Origin of the sequence: Sphingomonas zeicaulis, assembly GCF_050433225.1 — a bacterium.
In the GTDB taxonomy this organism is placed as follows: Bacteria; Pseudomonadota; Alphaproteobacteria; order Sphingomonadales; family Sphingomonadaceae; genus Sphingomonas_D; species Sphingomonas_D zeicaulis.
The window spans coordinates 1,521,598-1,540,568 of record NZ_JBNPXQ010000001.1; the positions used below are offsets into that span (position 1 = coordinate 1,521,598).

Annotated in this window: 21 protein-coding genes; 14 read left to right on the plus strand and 7 right to left on the minus strand. The window is 66.3% G+C overall.

Annotation, left to right across the window (positions count from 1 at the left end; translation table 11 throughout):
• Positions 1–52: 52 nt before the first annotated feature.
• The gene (gene glmS / locus FHS96_RS07180; RefSeq protein ID WP_429588785.1) at positions 53–1,876 is read right to left on the minus strand and encodes a glutamine--fructose-6-phosphate transaminase (isomerizing); all 1,824 of its coding nucleotides are present in this window, start codon (positions 1,874–1,876) and stop codon (positions 53–55) included.
• A gap of 50 nt (positions 1,877–1,926) precedes the next feature.
• The gene (gene glmU / locus FHS96_RS07185; protein WP_429588786.1) at positions 1,927–3,282 is read right to left on the minus strand and encodes a bifunctional UDP-N-acetylglucosamine diphosphorylase/glucosamine-1-phosphate N-acetyltransferase GlmU; all 1,356 of its coding nucleotides are present in this window, start codon (positions 3,280–3,282) and stop codon (positions 1,927–1,929) included.
• A 61-nt stretch (positions 3,283–3,343) separates the two neighbouring features.
• Between glmU and FHS96_RS07190 the strand changes: the two genes are divergently transcribed.
• From FHS96_RS07190 to FHS96_RS07235, 10 genes are all read left to right on the plus strand, one after another.
• Positions 3,344–4,021: an HAD-IA family hydrolase gene (locus FHS96_RS07190; RefSeq protein WP_429588787.1), complete on the plus strand. Its 678-nt coding sequence runs from the start codon at positions 3,344–3,346 to the stop codon at positions 4,019–4,021.
• A 16-nt stretch (positions 4,022–4,037) separates the two neighbouring features.
• Positions 4,038–4,817 (plus strand): SDR family oxidoreductase, encoded by a 780-nt coding sequence (locus FHS96_RS07195; RefSeq protein ID WP_429588788.1) that lies wholly within the window; start codon positions 4,038–4,040, stop codon positions 4,815–4,817.
• A gap of 73 nt (positions 4,818–4,890) precedes the next feature.
• Positions 4,891–6,159, plus strand: a complete 1,269-nt coding sequence (locus FHS96_RS07200; RefSeq protein WP_429588789.1) for an ATP-binding protein — start codon at positions 4,891–4,893, stop codon at positions 6,157–6,159.
• 93 nt (positions 6,160–6,252) lie between these two features.
• A complete protein-coding gene (locus FHS96_RS07205) occupies positions 6,253–7,281 on the plus strand; it encodes a PstS family phosphate ABC transporter substrate-binding protein (RefSeq protein WP_429588790.1) in 1,029 nt (342 codons plus the stop codon).
• A complete protein-coding gene (pstC, locus tag FHS96_RS07210; RefSeq protein ID WP_429588791.1) occupies positions 7,278–8,654 on the plus strand; it encodes a phosphate ABC transporter permease subunit PstC in 1,377 nt (458 codons plus the stop codon). Before FHS96_RS07205 ends, pstC begins: the two co-directional genes overlap by 4 nt.
• The gene (gene pstA / locus FHS96_RS07215; protein WP_429588792.1) at positions 8,647–9,864 is read left to right on the plus strand and encodes a phosphate ABC transporter permease PstA; all 1,218 of its coding nucleotides are present in this window, start codon (positions 8,647–8,649) and stop codon (positions 9,862–9,864) included. The genes pstC and pstA overlap by 8 nt, the downstream gene beginning before the upstream one ends.
• 26 nt (positions 9,865–9,890) lie before the next feature.
• A complete protein-coding gene (gene pstB / locus FHS96_RS07220; RefSeq protein ID WP_429588793.1) occupies positions 9,891–10,688 on the plus strand; it encodes a phosphate ABC transporter ATP-binding protein PstB in 798 nt (265 codons plus the stop codon).
• A gap of 13 nt (positions 10,689–10,701) precedes the next feature.
• Complete coding sequence (gene phoU / locus FHS96_RS07225; RefSeq protein WP_429588794.1) at positions 10,702–11,409, plus strand: phosphate signaling complex protein PhoU; 708 nt, start codon at positions 10,702–10,704, stop codon at positions 11,407–11,409.
• Between the two features lie 3 nt (positions 11,410–11,412).
• Positions 11,413–12,111, plus strand: coding sequence for a phosphate regulon transcriptional regulator PhoB (gene phoB / locus FHS96_RS07230; protein ID WP_429588795.1), 699 nt, complete (start codon positions 11,413–11,415; stop codon positions 12,109–12,111).
• Between the two features lie 108 nt (positions 12,112–12,219).
• Positions 12,220–13,128: an SDR family NAD(P)-dependent oxidoreductase gene (locus FHS96_RS07235; protein ID WP_429588796.1), complete on the plus strand. Its 909-nt coding sequence runs from the start codon at positions 12,220–12,222 to the stop codon at positions 13,126–13,128.
• Positions 13,129–13,131: 3 nt separating this feature from the next.
• On the opposite strand, the gene FHS96_RS07240 is transcribed toward FHS96_RS07235, so the two are convergent.
• Positions 13,132–13,479, minus strand: coding sequence for a DUF2794 domain-containing protein (locus FHS96_RS07240; protein WP_429588797.1), 348 nt, complete (start codon positions 13,477–13,479; stop codon positions 13,132–13,134).
• On the minus strand, positions 13,479–14,177 hold the full coding sequence (gene epsC / locus FHS96_RS07245) for a serine O-acetyltransferase EpsC (protein WP_429588798.1): 699 nt from the start codon (positions 14,175–14,177) through the stop codon (positions 13,479–13,481). Before epsC ends, FHS96_RS07240 begins: the two co-directional genes overlap by 1 nt.
• Positions 14,178–14,349: 172 nt before the next feature.
• Between epsC and FHS96_RS07250 the strand changes: the two genes are divergently transcribed.
• The 4 genes from FHS96_RS07250 to FHS96_RS07265 all read left to right on the plus strand — a co-directional run bounded on the left by FHS96_RS07250 (position 14,350) and on the right by FHS96_RS07265 (position 17,539).
• On the plus strand, positions 14,350–15,138 hold the full coding sequence (locus FHS96_RS07250) for a sulfite exporter TauE/SafE family protein (protein WP_429588799.1): 789 nt from the start codon (positions 14,350–14,352) through the stop codon (positions 15,136–15,138).
• A 134-nt stretch (positions 15,139–15,272) separates the two neighbouring features.
• Positions 15,273–15,812, plus strand: a complete 540-nt coding sequence (locus tag FHS96_RS07255; RefSeq protein ID WP_429588800.1) for a phytanoyl-CoA dioxygenase family protein — start codon at positions 15,273–15,275, stop codon at positions 15,810–15,812.
• A gap of 75 nt (positions 15,813–15,887) precedes the next feature.
• Positions 15,888–16,790 (plus strand): hydrogen peroxide-inducible genes activator, encoded by a 903-nt coding sequence (locus FHS96_RS07260; protein ID WP_429588801.1) that lies wholly within the window; start codon positions 15,888–15,890, stop codon positions 16,788–16,790.
• A 95-nt stretch (positions 16,791–16,885) separates the two neighbouring features.
• Positions 16,886–17,539 carry a fasciclin domain-containing protein gene (locus tag FHS96_RS07265; RefSeq protein ID WP_429588802.1) on the plus strand — a complete coding sequence of 218 codons (654 nt, stop codon included), beginning with the start codon at positions 16,886–16,888 and terminating at the stop codon, positions 17,537–17,539.
• 36 nt (positions 17,540–17,575) lie between these two features.
• Here the strand turns inward: FHS96_RS07265 and FHS96_RS07270 are convergent, their stop codons facing one another.
• The 3 genes from FHS96_RS07270 to pgsA are packed head-to-tail and all read right to left on the minus strand — an operon-like array spanning position 17,576 to position 18,846.
• Positions 17,576–18,025 (minus strand): molybdenum cofactor biosynthesis protein MoaE, encoded by a 450-nt coding sequence (locus FHS96_RS07270; protein ID WP_429588803.1) that lies wholly within the window; start codon positions 18,023–18,025, stop codon positions 17,576–17,578.
• Positions 18,022–18,279, minus strand: a complete 258-nt coding sequence (gene moaD / locus FHS96_RS07275) for a molybdopterin converting factor subunit 1 (RefSeq protein ID WP_429588804.1) — start codon at positions 18,277–18,279, stop codon at positions 18,022–18,024. The genes FHS96_RS07270 and moaD overlap by 4 nt, the downstream gene beginning before the upstream one ends.
• Before the next feature lie 3 nt (positions 18,280–18,282).
• Positions 18,283–18,846, minus strand: a complete 564-nt coding sequence (gene pgsA, locus FHS96_RS07280) for a CDP-diacylglycerol--glycerol-3-phosphate 3-phosphatidyltransferase (RefSeq protein ID WP_429588805.1) — start codon at positions 18,844–18,846, stop codon at positions 18,283–18,285.
• Between the last annotated feature and the right edge of the window lie 125 nt (positions 18,847–18,971).

Sequence of the window (18,971 nt, forward strand, 5' to 3'; positions counted from 1 at the left end):
GCTCAGTCCCTACTCAGGACGAACGGTTCAGGGCGCGTGATTTGCGTGGTGCTCACTCCACCGTCACCGACTTTGCGAGGTTGCGCGGCTGATCGACATCGGTGCCCTTCAGCACCGCGACATGATAGGCCAGCAACTGCACCGGCACCGCGTAAACCAACGGCTGGATCAGCGGATGCACCGCCGGCATCTCGATCGTCGCCATACAGCCTTCGCCCGCGGCGGCGATGCCGGCAGCGTCGGAGATCAGGATAACCTTGCCACCGCGCGCCTGCACCTCCTGCATGTTGGAGATCGTCTTCTCGAACAGCGGGCCTGAGGGCGCGAGCACGATCACCGGCACCTTGTCGTCGATCAGTGCGATCGGGCCATGCTTCATCTCGCCGGCGGCATAGCCTTCGGCGTGGATATAGCTGATTTCCTTGAGCTTCAGCGCGCCTTCCAGCGCCATCGGATAGTCGGGGCCGCGGCCGATATAGAGCACGTCGCGCGCGGGGGCGACGAGGTGCGCCATCGCCTCGATATCCTCGTCATGCCCAAGCGCCGCATTCATCCCCGCCGGTGCTTCGGCCAGATGCTCGACGATGCCCGCCTCATCCTCGGCGGTCATCAGTCCGCGCACGCGCGCGAAACGGGCGGCGAGCGCGGCGAGCACCGCGAGTTGGCAGGTGAATGCCTTGGTCGAGGCGACGCCGATCTCGGGGCCGGCATGCGTCGGCAGCAGCAGATCCGCCTCGCGCGCCATCGAACTGGTCGGGACGTTGACGACGACGGCGATGGTCTGGCCATGGGCCTTGCAGTGGCGCAGCGCCGCGAGCGTATCCGCGGTTTCGCCCGACTGGCTGATGAACAGCGCCAGCCCGCCGGGCTCCAGCACCGGATCGCGATAACGGAATTCGGAGGCGACATCGAGGTCGACCGGGATCCGCGCGAACCGCTCGAACCAGTATTTGGCGACCATGGCAGCATAGAAGCTGGTGCCGCAGGCAACGATCGTCACACGATGGATCGCGGTCAGGTCGAAATCCATGTCGGGCATCGCGACCTGGTTCTCCAGCCGCCGCAGATAGGATTTGAGCGTCTGCGCCACGACGACAGGCTGCTCGTAGATCTCCTTCTGCATGAAGTGGCGGTGATTGCCCTTGTCGATCGTCAGGCTGCTCGCGCCCGAAACGACGATCGGCCGGCTGACCGGATTGTTGTCGCGGTCATAGACCTGCACCGCGTCGCGCGTGAGCACGACCCAGTCGCCTTCCTCCAAGTAGGAGATGCGCTGGGTGAGCGGCGCCAAAGCGAGCGCGTCCGACCCCAGATAGGTCTCACCCTCGCCATAGCCGACGACGAGCGGCGAACCGAGCCGCGCGCCGATCAGCAGGTCGGGGTGCTGGCGGAAGAGGATGGCGAGCGCGAAGGCGCCGTGCAGCCGCGGGAGCACGGTGCGCACCGCCTCGACCGGATCGGTGCCGCCCTCGACCAGTTCGCTCACCAGATGCGCGACGACCTCGGTATCGGTCTGGCTCTCGAACATCCGCCCGCGCCCCTGCAACCCGTCGCGCAGCGGCTTGAAATTCTCGATGATGCCGTTGTGGACCAGCGCGACTTCACCCGTGGCGTGCGGGTGCGCGTTGCTGGTGGTCGGCGCGCCGTGCGTCGCCCAGCGGGTGTGGGCGATGCCGATCGTACCCGGCAGCGGATCGCCGGCAAGTTCGCGCGCCAGATTGTCGAGCTTGCCCTCCGCCCGCCGCCGCACCAGCGCGTCGCCGCTGACAGTGCAGATGCCGGCGGAATCATAGCCGCGATATTCGAGCCGCCTCAGACCATTCAACAGCCGGTCGGCAACCGGATCGGTGCCGAGGATTCCGATGATTCCGCACATGTGACGCTACGCCCTTCCACGCGCGACCCGACGGCCGCGTAACCGACTGCTCAACCCGCCTTCTTGCGCTCGGTCATCGCCGCGCGGAAGCGCGCGGCCCAGCCCGGCTTCTGTTCCTGATAGCCGCGCGCGACACCCAGCGCATCGTCCGCCACGTCGGCGGTGATCACCGAGCCGGCGGCAACGATCGCGCCGTCGCCAATCCGGACCGGCGCCACCAGCGCGCTGTTCGAGCCGATGAACGCGTCCTCCCCGATGACCGTGCGATATTTCAGGAAGCCATCATAATTGCAGGTGATCGTACCCGCGCCGATATTGGCGCCGGCACCCACCACCGCATCGCCGAGATAGGTCAGGTGGCTGGCCTTGGCGCCCGCGCCAAGCACCGCCTTCTTCATCTCGACGAAGTTGCCGACCTTGGCCTCTTCGCCCACCTCGGCGCCCGGCCGCAGCCGCGCATAGGGACCGACCGAAGCGCCGCGCTCGATCGTGGCGCCCTCCAGATGACTGAAGGCATGGATCACCGCATCCTCGGCGACGCTGACACCGGGGCCGAACACGACATTCTGCTCGACCGTCACATCGGCGGCGAGAACGGTGTCGTGCGAGAACCACACGGTTTCCGGCGCCACCAGGGTCACACCATCGGCCATAGCCTGCGCGCGGCGGCGGTGCTGCCATGCTGCCTCGACCGCCGCCAGTTCTGCGCGCGAATTGACGCCGGCGACTTCCCAGGCCGCGGTCTCTATCACTGCGCTCGGCCGGCCCTCGGCGGCGGCAAGCATGACGATGTCGGGCAGATAATATTCGCCCGCAGCATTGTCGTTGCCGACACGGGCGAGCAGCGCGAACAGATCCGCGCCGCGCGCCGCCATCAGCCCTGAATTGCACAGGTCGACAGTGCGCTCCTCGGCGCTCGCGTCCTTATACTCGACCATCTTGCGGATCGTGCCACCGTCATCGGCGAGGATCCGGCCATAGGCCGCGGCATCGGCAGGGCGGAAGCCGAGCACCACCGTGGTCGGTGCATCGTCGGCATGAAGCCGATCGAGCATGCGCTGCATCGTCGCGACGGAGACCAGGGGTACGTCGCCATAGAGGATCAGCACGTCACCCTCGAAGCCGTCGAGCTTCGGCTCGGCCATCCGCACTGCATGGCCGGTGCCGAGCTGTTCGGACTGGACGGCGATGTCCACGCCAAGGCCATCGACCGCCGCCTCGACCTGATCGCGCCCTGCCCCAACCACGACGATGCGGCGCTCGGGCGCCAGCGCTTCGACGCCGGCGAGCAGGTGGAGCAGCATCGGCCGCCCCGCGACCGGGTGGAGCACCTTGTGGCGCTTCGACTTCATCCGCGTGCCCTGGCCCGCGGCGAGGATGACGACGGCTATCGGAGGGATGCTCATGGCGCGGCGATTGCCACGGAATCCTTGCCAACGCCATAGCCGCGCGGGCAAGAGCGCCGGCATGGCCACATTCCCCTTCGCGATCGTCGGCTTCGACCTCGACGGCACCTTGCTCGATACCAGCGCGGACCTTGCCGCGGCGGTCAACCATGCGCTCGCGCTCGATGATAGGCCGCCGCTTACGATCGACGAGGTCAAGCCGATGATCGGCGGCGGCGCGCGGCTGATGCTCGAAAAGGGGCTGCAGGCGTCGGGCGGCTATGGCCCCGAGCTGATGACGAAGCTCTATCCCGAACTCCTCGATTTCTACGCCGCCAACATCTCGGCGGGCACCGTCCCCTTCCCCGGCCTCTACGAAGCACTCGACACGCTCGATGCGATGGGCGTGAAGATTGCGGTGGTGACCAACAAGTTCGAGCGGCTGGCGGTCAAGCTGATCGACGAACTGGGCATCGCCCACCGCTTCGCGACGGTCATCGGCGGTGACACGATGGGGCCCGGCAGGGCCAAGCCCGACGCCGCGCCGATCCTCGAGATGATCCGCCGCTGCGGTGGCGGCAGCGCCGCGTTCGTCGGCGATTCGATCTACGACACGATGGCGGCGCGCAACGCCGGCATTCCCAGCATCGCGGTCAGCTTCGGCTTCCTGATGCAGCCGATCGAGGAGCTGCAGGCCGACGCCATTATCGACCATTATGACGCGCTGATCCCTACGCTGGAGCGACTCGGCAGCGCCTGATCTCGGGGGAAGAGTTATGGATCTCGGCATCAACGGACGGACTGCGCTGGTTTGCGCATCGAGCCGCGGGCTCGGCCTGGGTTGCGCGACCGCGCTGGCGGGTGCTGGCGCGTGCGTCGTCATCAACGGCCGCGACGCAGCGCGCCTCGACGAAGCCGCAGCGCGCATCGCCGAGGCCACCGGGGCAACGGTGCTGCCCGTGGTCGCCGACGTCGGCACCGCGGCCGGCCGCGAAGCGCTGCTCGCCGCCGCCGGCGACGTCGATATCCTCGTCAACAACAATGCCGGGCCGCCGCCCGCCGATTTCCGCACGCTCGATCGCGACGCGCTGATCGCCGGCGTCGATGCCAACATGATCACCCCGATCGCGCTGATTCAGGCGGTGATCGATGGGATGGTCGAGCGGCGGTTCGGCCGCATCGTCAACATCACCTCGGGGTCGGTGAAGATGCCGCTCGCAGGGCTCGATCTGTCGAGCGGCGCGCGCATCGGCCTCACCGGCTTCCTCGCCGGGGTCGCGCGGCAGGTGGCGCATGCCAATGTCACGATCAACGGCCTGCTGCCCGGATCCTTCGACACCGACCGGCTCGAAGCGATCGACAACCGCCGCGCGAGCATGACCGGGCGCAGCCTCGAGGAGATTCGCGCCGAGCGGGTCGCCGCCATCCCCGCCCGGCGCGTCGGCACGCCTGACGAGTTCGGCGCGGCCTGTGCCTTCCTGTGTTCGGCCCATGCCGGCTACATCACCGGGCAAAGCCTGCTAATCGATGGTGGTGCTTTCCCGGGCGTCATGTAACTGAAACCAGTTCCGGGCATTCGCGACGGTTTCCCGCGTTGGCGGGCCGAAGCTGGAACGGTAGGATTCAGTCATGTCGCTCGATCATCCCCTGCGAATCGTCCTCGCGACCGGCGTTCTGCTGATCGCGATCTTCGCAGCGCTGGTCGCGGGCGCGCCGGTGCTCTCGGCGATCGCCTTCTTCATCGGCGGGCTGATCGTCATCGTCCTGTTCGGGGTCAACAAGATCACCGCGCCAGCGCCGATCCGCCGTCCTCCGCCGCCGTTGCCGATCGCAAGCAACGGCGCGGATATCGACAATTTCGTCGAGGCGATCGGCGAACCGGTGCTGGTCGTCAGCGATGGTCGGGTAATGCGCGCCAATCAGGCCGCGCGGAAATTGCTCGGCGCCCATATCGTGGGTGAGGATGTCCGCCTCGCGATCCGCCATCCCGCCGCAGCCGAAAGGCTCGCTGGCGCCGCCGCCTCGGTTGATGCCAATTCCATCGAACTGGTCGGCGTCGGCGGGCGCGAGCAGCGCTGGGAAATGCGCGTCAGTCCGCTCGCCGGCGGCCGCCGCATCGTCCACCTGATCGACCGCACGAGCAGCCATGCGGCAGAGAAGATGCGCGTCGATTTCGTCGCCAATGCCAGCCACGAACTGCGCACCCCCCTCGCCGCGATCCTCGGCTTCATCGAGACGCTGGGTGACGACAAGGCCGGTGGCGACAAGGAGGTGCGCGATCGCTTCCTGAAGGTGATGGATGGCGAGGCGCGGCGGATGCAGCGGCTGGTGGAAGACCTGATGTCGCTCTCCCGCATCGAAGCCGAGAAATATCGCGTGCCCGACGCCGCCGTCGATCTCGCCATGCTGATCGACGAAGTCCATGGCGTGCTGCACGATGGGCCGAACAAGCGCGGCCACGACATCGTCGTCGCGCTGGAGGATGAGGTGCCTTTCGTTGCAGGCGATCGTATCCAGCTCTCGCAGCTCATGCACAACATCGTCGGCAATGCGATGAAATATGGCCGGCCCGGCACGCCGATCACGATCAAGCTCAAGCGCGGCCAGGGGACGATGGTCAAACTGTCGGTCGCGGATGAGGGTGAAGGCATCCCCGCCGAGCATCTCCCACGCCTCACCGAGCGCTTCTACCGCGTCGATTCGGGCCGCAGCCGCGCCATGGGCGGCACCGGGCTCGGGCTCGCCATCGTCAAGCATATCGTCGAGCGGCATCGTGGCCGGCTCGACATTGCCAGCACCGTCGGCAAGGGCACCACTGTGACCATCGCGCTGCCCGCGGCGCCCGCCCCGGCGAAGGAAAAAGCCTCCATTCCCGAACAAACCGGGCCGTTGTCATGAAAAGTTCACGGAGATGTAACAGGAGGCTCGCGGAGCGCTGATAGCGGCGCCGCATCACCTGCATCGACCGACCACCAAGGAGCGCCGTTTCGAATGTTTGCCAAGCGCGTGATCGCGGCGGCGGCCCTTGTGATGATCGCAGGATGCGGGCAGACCGGCGCGCGCGACCAGATCCGCATCGTCGGTTCCTCGACTGTCTATCCTTTCACCACCGCGGTCGCCGAATGGTTCGTGCGCACCAACCCGCGCTTCAAGTCGCCGGTGGTCGAACAGACCGGTACGGGCGCGGGCATGAGCCTGTTCTGCCGTGGCATCGGCGCGCAGCACCCCGACGTCGAGAACGCCTCGCGCCGGATCAAGAAGAGCGAATATGAGGAATGCGCAAAGAACGGCGTGAAGGACATCGTCGAGATCCAGGTGGGGATCGACGGCATCGCCTTCGCCGAATCGGTGCGCGGCCCGAAATTCGAACTGACGCTGACCGACATTTACAAGGCCGTCGCCGCCACGCCCTATGGCAAGCCCAACACCGCAACGCGCTGGAACCAGGTCAATCCGGCGCTGCCCGACATTCCCATCCAGGTCTATGGCCCGCCCTCGACCTCGGGTACGCGTGACGCGCTGACCGAACTGATCATGGCCAAGGCGTGCGATGCGGACCCGGCGATCAAGGCGCTGAAGGCACGTGACGAGGACCGCCACAAGGCGATTTGCACCAAGGTTCGGGAAGACGGTGCCTACATCAACACCGGTGAGAACGACAATCTGATCGTTCAGAAGCTGGGCGCCAATCCCAACGCGCTCGGCATCTTCGGCTACAGCTTCCTCGAAGAGAATATGGATCGCCTCAACGGTATTCCGCTCGACGGGATCGAGCCGAGCTACGAGTCGATCTCCAGCTTCCGCTATCCCGGTGCGCGGCCGCTCTACATCTATGTGAAGTCGGCGCATCTGCGCGCGATCCCGGGACTGCGCGAATTCGTCGGCGAATATGCCAATGGCTGGAATCCCGGCGGCTATCTGATGCGGCGCGGCATGATCCTGTCGCCCGATCCGATCCGCATGCAGAGCGCGAAGATCGCGGCCGGCCTTACCCCGCTCGACCCCAAGGGCCTGAAATGAACGGCTTCGCGATCTTCATCCTCGTCGTCGGCCTCGGACTCGTCGCGTGGGTTTCCGCGCGTGCCAAGGCCGGCCGCTTCGCGATTGACGGCGGCCCCCGCCCGCACTCGCTGCCCGGCTATCATGGCAGCTTCGTCGCGATGTGGACGGTGATCCCGGCGCTGCTCTTCCTGCTGGTGTGGAGCTTCGTGCTGCCGGGTCTCGTCACCCAGGCGGTGGTTGCCAGCCCGGTCGCGAGCGCCTTACCGACCGCGCCGCTGGAGCGCGCTGCGATGCTCTCCGAAGCGCGGGCGCTGGCCGAAGGTACGCTCGACGTCGCCTTCAACCCGCTCGCCGCCGAGCTCGCGCCGCTCTACCGGGCCGCGCAGACGCGCTACGATATTGCCGGCCTCGTGCTGGCGCTGTTGCTCGCCTTTGCCGGCGGCGCCTATGGCTTCACCCGGCTGCGCCCGGATTTCCGCGCGCGCACCAAGGTGGAGCGGGTGACGATGATCGGCCTGCTGGTCGCCTCGCTGATCGCGATCGTGACCACCATCGGCATCGTTGCCTCGCTGCTGTTCGAATCACTGCGCTTCTTCTCGATGGTCTCGCCCGGCGAGTTCCTGTTCGGGCTGCGCTGGAGCCCCCAGGACGTGCTGGTCGACGGGCAGGACAATGGCTATGGCATGATCCCGCTGTTCTGGGGGACCATCTTCATCGGTGCGATCATCGCGATGATCGTGGCGATCCCGATGGGCCTGATGAGCGCGATCTACCTCACCCAATATGCCAGCGCGACCGTGCGCCGCTGGATGAAGCCAATCCTCGAGATCCTCGCCGGCGTGCCGACCGTGGTCTATGGCTATTTCGCCGCGCTGACGATCGCCCCGGCAATCCGCGACGCGGCGGTGGCGATCGGCATCAGCAACGCCTCGTCGGAAAGCGCGCTGGCCGCCGGCGTGGTCATGGGCGTGATGATCATCCCCTTCGTGTCGTCGATGGCCGATGATTCGATCGCAGCGGTGCCCAGTTCGATGCGCGACGGCAGCCTGGCGATGGGCGCCACCCAGTCCGAGACGATCCGCCGCGTGCTGCTGCCGGCCGCCCTTCCCGGCGTCGTCGGCGGCGTGCTGCTCGCGGTCAGCCGCGCGATCGGTGAGACGATGATCGTAGTGATGGCCGCCGGCCTCGCCGCCAACCTCACCGCCAACCCGTTCGAGAGTGTGACGACGGTGACGACGCAGATCGTCCAGTTGCTGACCGGCGACCAGGAATTCGACAGCCCCAAGACGCTCGCGGCATTCGCGCTCGGACTGGTGCTGTTCGTGGTTACGCTGCTGCTCAACATCGTCGCGCTGCGCGTCGTGAAGAAATATCGGGAAGCCTATGAATAGCGCCATCGCCACGTCTGCCACGACGCGCCGGCCGACCAACTGGAAGTCGACCGCGATGCAGCGCCGCATCCGCCGGCGCTACGCGGCGGAACGTCGTTTCAAGCTGCTCGGGCTGCTCGCGGTGCTCGCCTCGGTCGCGGTGCTGCTGTTCCTGCTCGGCACGATGGTCGGCAACGGCGTGCGCGGCTTCACGCAGACCGAGGTGCGCGTGCCGGTCAACGTCGCGGCGGCCACCGGGGCCACTCCCTCGGCGATGCAGAAGCTCACCAATGATGCCGCGATCGCGACCTTCGGTGAGGATGGCGAGAAGCTGATTTCAGAAGGTGCCTGGCTTTCGGTGCGAAAGGCTGCGGCAAACCGTGAAGCCGGCCCGCTCTGGGTGCCCGCCTCGGTCGAAATCGATCTTGCCGCCAAGAGCACCGCATCACCGGAAGCCGAGGCGGACTATGCGAAGCTGGAACAGGCCGGCGCGATCCGCACGACGTTCAACTGGACCTTCCTCACTGGCGCGGATGCGACCGATCCGTCGTTGGTCGGCATCTGGGGGGCGGTGAAGGGCTCGCTGCTGACGATGCTCGTCACGCTCGTCCTCGCCTTCCCGATCGGCGTCTGTGCGGCGATCTATCTCGAAGAATATGCGACGAAGAACCGCTGGACCGACATCATCGAGGTATCGATCAACAATCTCGCGGCGGTGCCCTCGATCATTTTCGGCCTGCTCGGCCTTGCCGTATTCCTCAACTTCTTCGGGCTGCCACGCTCGGCACCGATCGTCGGCGGCCTCACGCTCGCCCTGATGACGATGCCGGTCATCGTCATCGCCGGCCGCAACGCGATCAAGGCGGTGCCGCCGTCAATCCGCGACGCAGCACTCGGGATTGGCGCCAGCAATGTGCAAGTGGTGTTCCACCATGTGCTGCCGCTGGCGCTGCCGGGCATCCTGACCGGCACGATCATCGGCATGTCGCGCGCGCTGGGTGAGACCGCGCCGGCGCTGATGATCGGCATGCGCGCCTTCATCGCCGCGCCACCGCAGGGGCTGGATGATCCGGCGACCCTGCTCCCCGTGCAGATCTTCCTTTGGTCGGACGAGGTGAGCCGTGGTTTCGTCGAGAAGACCTCGGCGGCGATCATCGTCCTGCTGGTGGTGTTGCTCGCGATGAACGCGCTCGCCATCTATCTCCGCAACAAGTTCGAACAGCGCTGGTGATGCCAGACCCTTTTGAGAGAAGCGCCATGGACGCGACTACGGGCGGCCTCGCCGCCACCACCGCCACCGGTCCGAAGATGACGGCACGCGACGTGACCGTGCACTACGGGCCCAAGAAGGCGATCGACAAGGTCTCGATCGACGTGCCGACCGATGAGGTCACCGCGTTTATCGGCCCGTCGGGCTGCGGCAAATCGACCTTCCTGCGCACGCTCAACCGCATGAACGACACCGTCGCCTCGGCGCGGGTCGAGGGTGACATCACGCTCGACGGCGAGGATATCTACGCCGCCTCGATGGACGTGGTGCAGCTCCGCGCGCGGGTCGGCATGGTGTTTCAGAAGCCGAACCCCTTCCCCAAATCGATCTACGAGAACATCGCCTACGGTCCGCGCATCCATGGCCTCGCCAGCGGCAAGGACGAGATGGACCAGATCGTCGAAAGCTCGCTGCGCCGCGCCGGCCTGTGGGATGAGGTGAAGGACCGGCTGACGGACAGCGGCACCGCCATGTCGGGTGGCCAGCAGCAGCGCCTGTGCATCGCACGCGCGATCGCGGTCGATCCCGAAGTCATCCTGATGGACGAACCCTGCTCGGCGCTCGATCCGATCGCCACCGCCAAGATCGAGGAACTGATCCACGAACTGCGTGGCCGTTATGCGATCGTGATCGTTACGCATAACATGCAACAGGCAGCGCGCGTGTCGCAGCGCACTGCTTTCTTCCACCTGGGCCAACTCGTCGAGTATGGCGAGACGTCCGAGATCTTCACCAATCCCCGTCAGGAGCGGACGAAGGATTATATCACCGGCCGCTACGGCTGAAGGATCTGTATCGATGGCGACGAGTGGCGAACATACGGTCAAGGCTTTCGACGAGGATATCGGCGCGCTGCGCGGGCTGATCGCGGAGATGGGCGGACGGGCCGAAAACGCGATCCAGGATTCCATGCGTGCGCTGATCCGTCGCGACCTGCGCGACGCGGCTCGCATTATCGCCGAGGATGAGCGGATCGACCTGCTGGAGACCGAGGTCGAGCGCGCGGCGGTGCGGCTGATCGCGCTGCGCGCGCCGATGGCGGACGATCTGCGCGAGGTGGTTGCCGCGCTCAAGATCGCCGGCGTCGTCGAACGCATCGGTGATTATGCCAAGAATATCGCCAAGCGCGTCTCAGTGATCGAGGATAGCGGCGAGGTGGAGCCGCTGTCGCTGCTGCCCTCAATGGCGCGGATCGCCGGCGAAATGGTGCGCGACGCGCTTGATGCCTTCGCCGCGCGCGACGCCGAACTGGCCTATGAAGTCTGCCAACGCGACAAGCAGGTCGACGATTTCTACAACAGCATCTTCCGGACCCTCGTCACCTACATGATGGAGAATCCGAAGAGCATCACCCCGGCGACGCACCTGCTGTTCATCGCCAAGAATCTGGAGCGCGTCGGCGACCACGCCACCAATGTCGCCGAGATGGTCTACTACGCGGCCACCGGCACCTACATGGCCGAGCGTGAGCGCGGCGATGATTTTCTCGATCAAGACGAGGACTGAGCCATGGCGCGTGCCCATATGCTGCTTGTCGAGGACGACGCCGCGCTGGCCGAGCTCCTCACCTGGCATTTCAAGCGTGAGGATTTCGACGTAACCCATACGCCGGACGGTGAGGAAGCCTTGCTGCTGGCGCAGGAGAAGACGCCGGACATCGTGCTGCTCGACTGGATGGTCGAAGGACTGTCCGGCATCGAGGTCTGCCGGCGCCTCCGTCGCAAGTCCGAAACGCAGAACGTGCCGATCATCATGCTCACCGCGCGCGGCGAGGAAGAGGATCGCGTGCGCGGGCTCGAAACCGGCGCCGACGACTATGTCACAAAGCCTTTCAGCCCCCGCGAACTGGTTGCGCGCGTCGGCGCGGTGCTGCGCCGCGTGCGCCCGGCGCTTGCCGGCGAGCAGCTCAGCTATGCCGATATCGAGATGGACACGGTCGGCCACAAGGTCCGCCGCTCGGGTGAGACCGTCGCGCTCGGGCCCACCGAATTCCGTCTGCTGAAGCATTTCCTCGAGCATCCCGGATGGGTGTTCTCGCGCGAGCGGCTGCTCGACTCGGTCTGGGGCCATGACAGTGACATCGAGCCGCGCACCGTGGACGTGCACATCCGGCGGCTGCGCAAGGCGATCAACCGCGGCAACAAGCCCGACATCATCCGCACGGTGCGGTCGGCGGGCTATGCGCTGGATGCCGAGGCGCAGGGCTGATCCGCCAGCCCCGTCCAAACCGGATCAACACCGCCCCGGAGCCCGGCTTCGGGGCGGTCTTCGTTTTTCGCCGTGCCTGCGGGGCAAGCAACGCCTAAAGATTGGCGCATGACGATCGGCTTCAAAGGCAAGATTGCGTTGGTGACGGGCGCCGGCGGCGGGCTCGGCCGCGCCTATGCGCTCGCGCTGGCCGCGCGCGGCGCTTGCGTGCTGGTCAACGACAGCGGCGGCGCGCGTGACGGCACGGGTGCGGGCACCGCTGCCGAAGCGGTCGCAGACGAGATCCGCGCCGCCGGTGGCGACGCACGCGCCGACGTCAGCGACGTGACCGACGCCGATCAGGTGATGGCGATGGTTGCCCGCGCGATCGATCGCTGGAACCGCGTCGATATCCTGATCAACAATGCCGGCATCCTGCGGGATCGCAGCTTCGCCAACCTCGAGGCGGAGGATTTCAACGCGGTCGTACGTGTGCATCTGACCGGCTCGGCCAACGTCACCCGCGCGGTCTGGCCCGCGATGCAGGCGCAGCGCCGCGGCCGCATCCTGATGACGACATCCGCCAGCGCGCTCTACGGCAATTTCGGGCAGACCAATTATGGCGCGGCAAAGCTCGCGCTGGTCGGCTTGGCCAAGACATTGAGCCTCGAGGGCGCGAAGTTCGGCATCCGCGTCAACTGCATCTCGCCGATCGCGGCAACGCGGATGACCGAGGATATCTTTCCCGAACAGGCAGCCGCCGCGTTCTGCGTCGATGATGTCGTGCCCGCCGCGCTCTACCTGGTCTCCGACGACGCCCCGACGAATGCGGTGATCGCGGCGGGCGGCGGGCACTACCACGCAGCGCACATCACCATGACCGAAGGCGCGGTGCTCCCGCCCCAGCAGCGCACGCCGGAAGCCGTCGCTGCGGCATGGAGCCGGATCGTCGCGCGCGAAGGCGAGCGCGTACCGCGCTCCGCCGATGACCAGATCCGCCAGATACTCGCCGCGCTCGAAAGCGACGGCAAGAACTGAGGCTCAGTCGGCGACCAGTTTCACCAGCTTTCGTTCGACGGGCGCCAGCACCGGACCCAGTTCATGGCCGCGACGCAGGATCGCCCCACCCTCGCCCACCAGCGCCCACATGCCCTGGCGCTGGCGCAGCGCCGGACGCTTTTCGATCCGATACTCCGGCCGCTCAGTGGTGCGGCGGAAGGCGGAGAACACCGCGGCCTCCCTTCCCAGGTCGATCGCATAGTCGCGCCAATGGCCGGCCGCGACCATGCGCCCATAGAGGTCGAGTATCCGCATCAGTTCGGCGCGATCGAAGCCGATCTGCGACGGCGGCCTGCCGGACGGACCTGGAAACGGGGTGACGACACCCATCAGGCGCAGTCGCGCTTCCCGGCGGCGTCTTTCTCGCCATCCTGTTTTTCGATTAACGCGGTGAGCTTGGTGCGAAGCACCTCCACCTCGCAGCGCAAAATTTCCAGCTGCTGCGTCGCAGGATCGAAGCGCTCGCTGCAGGGCGTGCCATAGGGCACGAAACTCTTCTGATAGTCCTTGGCATCAAGCAGTGTCTGGCGCGCGGGAATGCCCACCATCACAGCGCCTTCGGGCACATCCTTGGTCACCACCGCATTGGCGCCGACGCGCGCGCGGGGTCCGACGATGATTGGACCAAGCACCTGCGCGCCCGAACCGATGATCGCACCGTCGCTGATCGTCGGGTGACGCTTGCCCCCTACGCCATTGTCAGGGCTGGTCCCGCCCAAGGTGACGCACTGGTAGATCGTCACATTGTCGCCGATTTCGGCAGTCTCGCCGATCACCACGAAGCCGTGATCGATGAAGAAATTGGCGCCGATCACTGCACCCGGATGGATGTCGATGGCGGTCAGGAACCGCGAGAGATGGTTCACCACCCGCGCCAGCAGATAGAGTTCGCCCCTGAACAGCCAGTGCGCGACGCGGTGGAGCGCCAGCGCCCACACCCCCGGATAGGTGAGGATTTCCCAGCGCGAACGCGGCGCAGGATCGCGCGCCTTGATCGAATCCAGATAGGCGGCGATCGAACCGAGCATCGTTTGCGACCCTCCCTAGCGGTCGAGGCCCCATTTATGACGGCGGCGTCGGATTTTCCAGCCCGCTGCAACCGCGCTGTCACAAAGCAGAACCCTAGTCAGGAGATAGTCAAACTGTCTTGCGCCGCCCGGCAAGCTCGGGCAGCACCGCGCGCTCATAGGGAGGTCGCCGTTGCTCGATTGGATCATCGCGAACTGGCAGTCGATTTTGCCGTTCATCGCCGCCGGGTTCGCCGCACAGATCGTCGACGGCGCGCTCGGTATGGCGTTCGGCGTGATTTCGTCGACCTTGCTGGTCAGCGTGCTCGGCGTGCCGCCTGCGACTGCGTCGACCGGCGTCCACCTCGTCGAGTGCTGCACCACGGCGGTTTCCGGGGTGAGCCACGCGCTGCACCGCAATGTGAACTGGAAGCTCTTCTTCCGCCTGCTGATCCCCGGCATGATTGGCGGCATCATCGGCGCCTATCTGCTGACCGCGCTCGACGCGTCGATCACCCGTCCCTTCGTGATGGGCTATCTCGCGATCATCGGTGTCTACCTGCTCGTCCGCGGGCTGCGCTATCCGCCCAAGAAGCATCGTGAAGCGAAGATCATCGAGCCGCTCGGCCTCGCCGGCGGCTTTCTCGACGCGGCGGGCGGCGGCGGCTGGGGGCCTGTCGTCACCTCTAACCTGCTCGTCCAGGGCGCGCTGCCGCGCACGACGATCGGCACCGTCAACAGCGTCGAATTCTTCCTCACCATCACCATCTCCGCCACCTTCCTGTTCAACATCGGCACCCAGGGCTTCGACAACGCCTTCCTGAGGCCGGTCGTCGGGCTGCTCATCGGCGGCGTGCTCGCCGCACCGCTCGGCGCGATGATCGCGAAGCGCGTTGCGGCGAAGACGTTGCTGGTGATGGTCGGCGTCGTCCTCACCGCCACCAGCATCTACAGCCTCGGCCGCAGCTTCGGCTGGTTCTGAGCGCCGCCGCGCCCCTGACGTTCGCAGCGGATGGCGCAGCGCTGTTCGCGTGCGCCGCCGCGCCTTGCCTGCCCGAACTGCTGACGGCGGTCGCAACGCTGCCGGGCGACCGCGCGGGGCTGAGGCTGCACGGGGTGACGCCACTACGGCCGCTTCTCGACGGCAACGGTGCGATCGGCGCCATCGCGAGCGACCTGCTCGGCGCTGCGGCGCGGCCGGTGCGGCTGATCCTGTTCGACAAGACGCAGGCGACCAACTGGTCGCTCGGCTGGCACCAGGATCGCACGATCTGCGTCGCCGAGCGTCGCGAGGTCGAGGGGTTCGGTCCCTGGTCGATCAAGCAGGGATTGCGCCATGTCGCGCCGCCCTTCGCGATCCTCGCCGGCATGGCGACCTTGCGCATCCACCTCGACGATGTGCCCGAAACCAACGCACCGCTGCTGATCGCGCCGGGATCGCACCGTGCCGGCATCGTTGCCGAGCCTGAGATCGACCGCGTCGTGCAGGCCCACGGCCAGTTCGCCTGCCTCGCCGCCGCGGGGGACGTCTGGGCCTATGCAACGCCGATCCTCCACGCCTCGTCCGCAGCGGCGCAACCGGGCCGCCGCCGCGTGCTGCAGGTCGACTATGCCGCGATCGACCTACCCGGCGGCCTCGAATGGCTCGGCATCTGATCCCGCGCGGCGATCGCACTGGCAAATATTCAGAAAACCTTTTAGATCACCGATATTGATTGATAGGCCCGATGAATGAGCACATACCTCCCCACGCTCAAGCAGTTGCAATATCTGGTGGCGCTGAAGGAGCATGGCCATTTCGGTCGCGCGGCGGATGCCTGTTTCGTCACCCAGTCAACGCTTTCGGCAGGGTTGCGTGAGCTTGAATCGTTGATCGGCGTCACCTTGGTCGAACGGACGCGCCGCGTCGTGCGCTTCACGGCACTCGGCGATCGCATCGTCGCCAAGGCGCGGCGGGTACTGCGCGAGGCGGAGGAGCTTAGCGACCTCGCGCGTGCCGCGGGGAAACCGCTCGCCGGCGAATTGCGGATGAGCGTAATCCCTACGATCGCCCCCTTCCTGCTTCCCCGCGTGCTTCCCCGCCTCCGCAACGATTGGCCCGACCTCAAGCTCTATCTGCGCGAGGAGCCGAGCGCCGCCGCCTGCGACTCGCTGGCGCACGGCCACGCCGATTGCGTGCTGCTGGCGCTGCCCTATGCCTGCGGCGACGTCGAGAGCGACGTGCTGTTCGAGGACCGGCTGCTCGTTGCCTTCCCCGGCGCGGAGGCGGCCGCGATGGGCGACACCGTCAGCCCGCAGGCGATCGACGAGGACCGGCTGCTGCTGCTCGAGGACGGCCATTGCCTCAAAGATCATGCGCTCGCCGCGTGCAACCGCCCCGAACTGCGCGCCGGCGCCACGATGCTCGGCACTTCGCTGCACACGCTGGTGCAGATGGTCGACAATGGGCTTGGGCTGACGATGCTGCCCGAAATGGCGATCGCCGCCGGCATCCTCGATCATACGTCGATCGCCGCCAAGCCGCTCGAATCGGATCACCCGTCGCGAAAGATAGCGCTCGCATGGCGCCGCGGCAGCCCGCGCGAGAAGGAATTCCGCCTGCTCGCAAATGTGCTGCGTACCGCAAACGGCTGATCCCGCTGAGGAACCGATCCGTCCCTTTTGGCATTGTTCGAGTCGCTGCTGGCCTTTTCAACAGGCCGCGTCTGTCAATTGCCAAGGAGTTCGTAATGAACCGCATCAGCCACGTCAGCTTAGTCGGCCTCGCGTCGGCGCTTGCGCTGGTCGCCGGAGTCGCCCAGGCGCAGACGGCTGATCCCGCCGCGCAGGCCCCTGCCGGCACCCCTGCCCCGGCGCCCGCGCCGGCCGCAGATGGCCCCGTCGTCGGCGGTGCGCCGATGTCGCCGGCTGCATCGATCGTCGACAATGCCTCGAAGTCGCGTGATCACACCACGCTCGTCGCCGCCGTGAAGGCCGCCGAGCTGGTGCCGACGCTGTCGGGCCCGGGCCCGTTCACCGTCTTCGCACCGACCAACGAGGCTTTCACCCGCCTGGCGCCCGGCACCGTCGACACGCTGATGAAGCCGGAAAACAAGCCGACGCTCGTCAAGGTGCTCACCTACCAGGTCGTCCCCGGCAAATATAATTTCGCCGATCTCGGCAAGCTCAGCACCGAACAGGGCGGCACCGCCAAGCTGACCACCGTCGAAGGCGGCGTGCTTCAGGTGAAGGCGACGGCCGACATGATCGAACTGACCGATGAGAATGGCAACAAGGCCTATGTCTCGCAGCCGGACGTCGCGCAGTCCAACGGCATCATCCACGTCACCAACGGCGTGATGCTGCCGAAGCTCGACGCTCCGGCAAGCTCGGCCGGCAACTGATCCTGGCGACGCGGCGCGTCTGGCCTGTCCCCGGGTTCAGCGCGCCGCGTTCCAACGCGACGCGGCGTCGAGATCGGCGCCGCGCTGTTCTACCCAAACCTGCCTGCCATCTACGTAGGTCTCACGCTTCCAGAACGGCGCATCGGTCTTGAGGCGATCGATCAGATAGGCGCAGGCCTCAAGCGCAGCCCCGCGATGCGGTGCCGCAGTGCCGACGAAGACGATGCGCTCGCCGGGCCGCATCGGCCCTACGCGATGCACCAGCACCACGCCGCTCAACGACCAGCGCGCAGCCGCCTCCTCGGCCAACTGGGTCAGCGCTGCATCGGTCATCACCGGATAATGTTCGAGCAGCAGCTCCACGAGTTCGCCATCACCGCGCACCAGCCCGGTGAACGTCGAGATCGCCCCGACCCCTTCGCCCTCGATTTGCGCCGCCTCAAGCGCCGGATCGATTACATCGGAGCTGATCCGAACGCGGATCATCCGCCGGTTACCGGCGGAAACAGCGCGATCTCACTCGCGCCGACCACGCTGCCGTCGAGCCCCACGAAGCGTTGGTCGACCGCCGCGCGCAATTTCTCAGGTTCCGCCAGCGCAGTTGCATAGCCGCCGCCGCGAGCGGCGAGCCATCCCAAGAGGTCGCCGACGCTCTCCACCGCGTCGGGCAGGTGCGCGCGTTCCTCGCCGATCCCGATGGCCTCGCGCACCCAGGCGAAATAGAGCAACGTCACCGCCATCGCTCAATCCATATGCCTGATGCCAACGCGCAGATAGTCCCACCCCGTGATCAGGGTCAGCAAGGCCGCGCCCCACAGGCAGACGAGGCCGACATCCTTGATCCACACCCAATAGGGCAGCGCACCGGCGAGGATCAGCGCGCCGAGTGCGACGAGTTGTAGCGTCGTTTTCCATTTGGCGAGCTGCGATACCGGCACCGAAACCTTCAGACCTGCCAGGAATTCGCGAAGCCCCGACACCGCGATCTCGCGCACCAGGATGACGATCGCGGGAATCAGGTGGATGCCCTGGATCGAAGCCGGGTCATGCCGCGTTCCCGCCAGCATAAGGATGACCGCGGCGACCATGATCTTGTCCGCGATCGGATCGAGGAAGATGCCCAGCTTCGAAACGGCCCCCTGCGCACGCGCCAGATAACCGTCGAAATAGTCGGTGATTCCCATCAGGCAGTAGAGCGCGAAGCCCAGCGCATAGCCCAGTTCCCATCCCGGAAACCACAGCAGGGCGACGAGCAGCGGCACCGTGAAGATGCGAGACAGGGTGAGGATGTTAGGTAGCGTCAGCATGGCGTTGGCACGCCTTAGCCCAATATGATGGCGGTTTGAAATCGCCCGTGCGGCATAGATCCTCGCGGTGCCGCCTGGCGCCCCCTCCGGCACCGTGCAGATTGAACCTGTCACATTACCAGTCT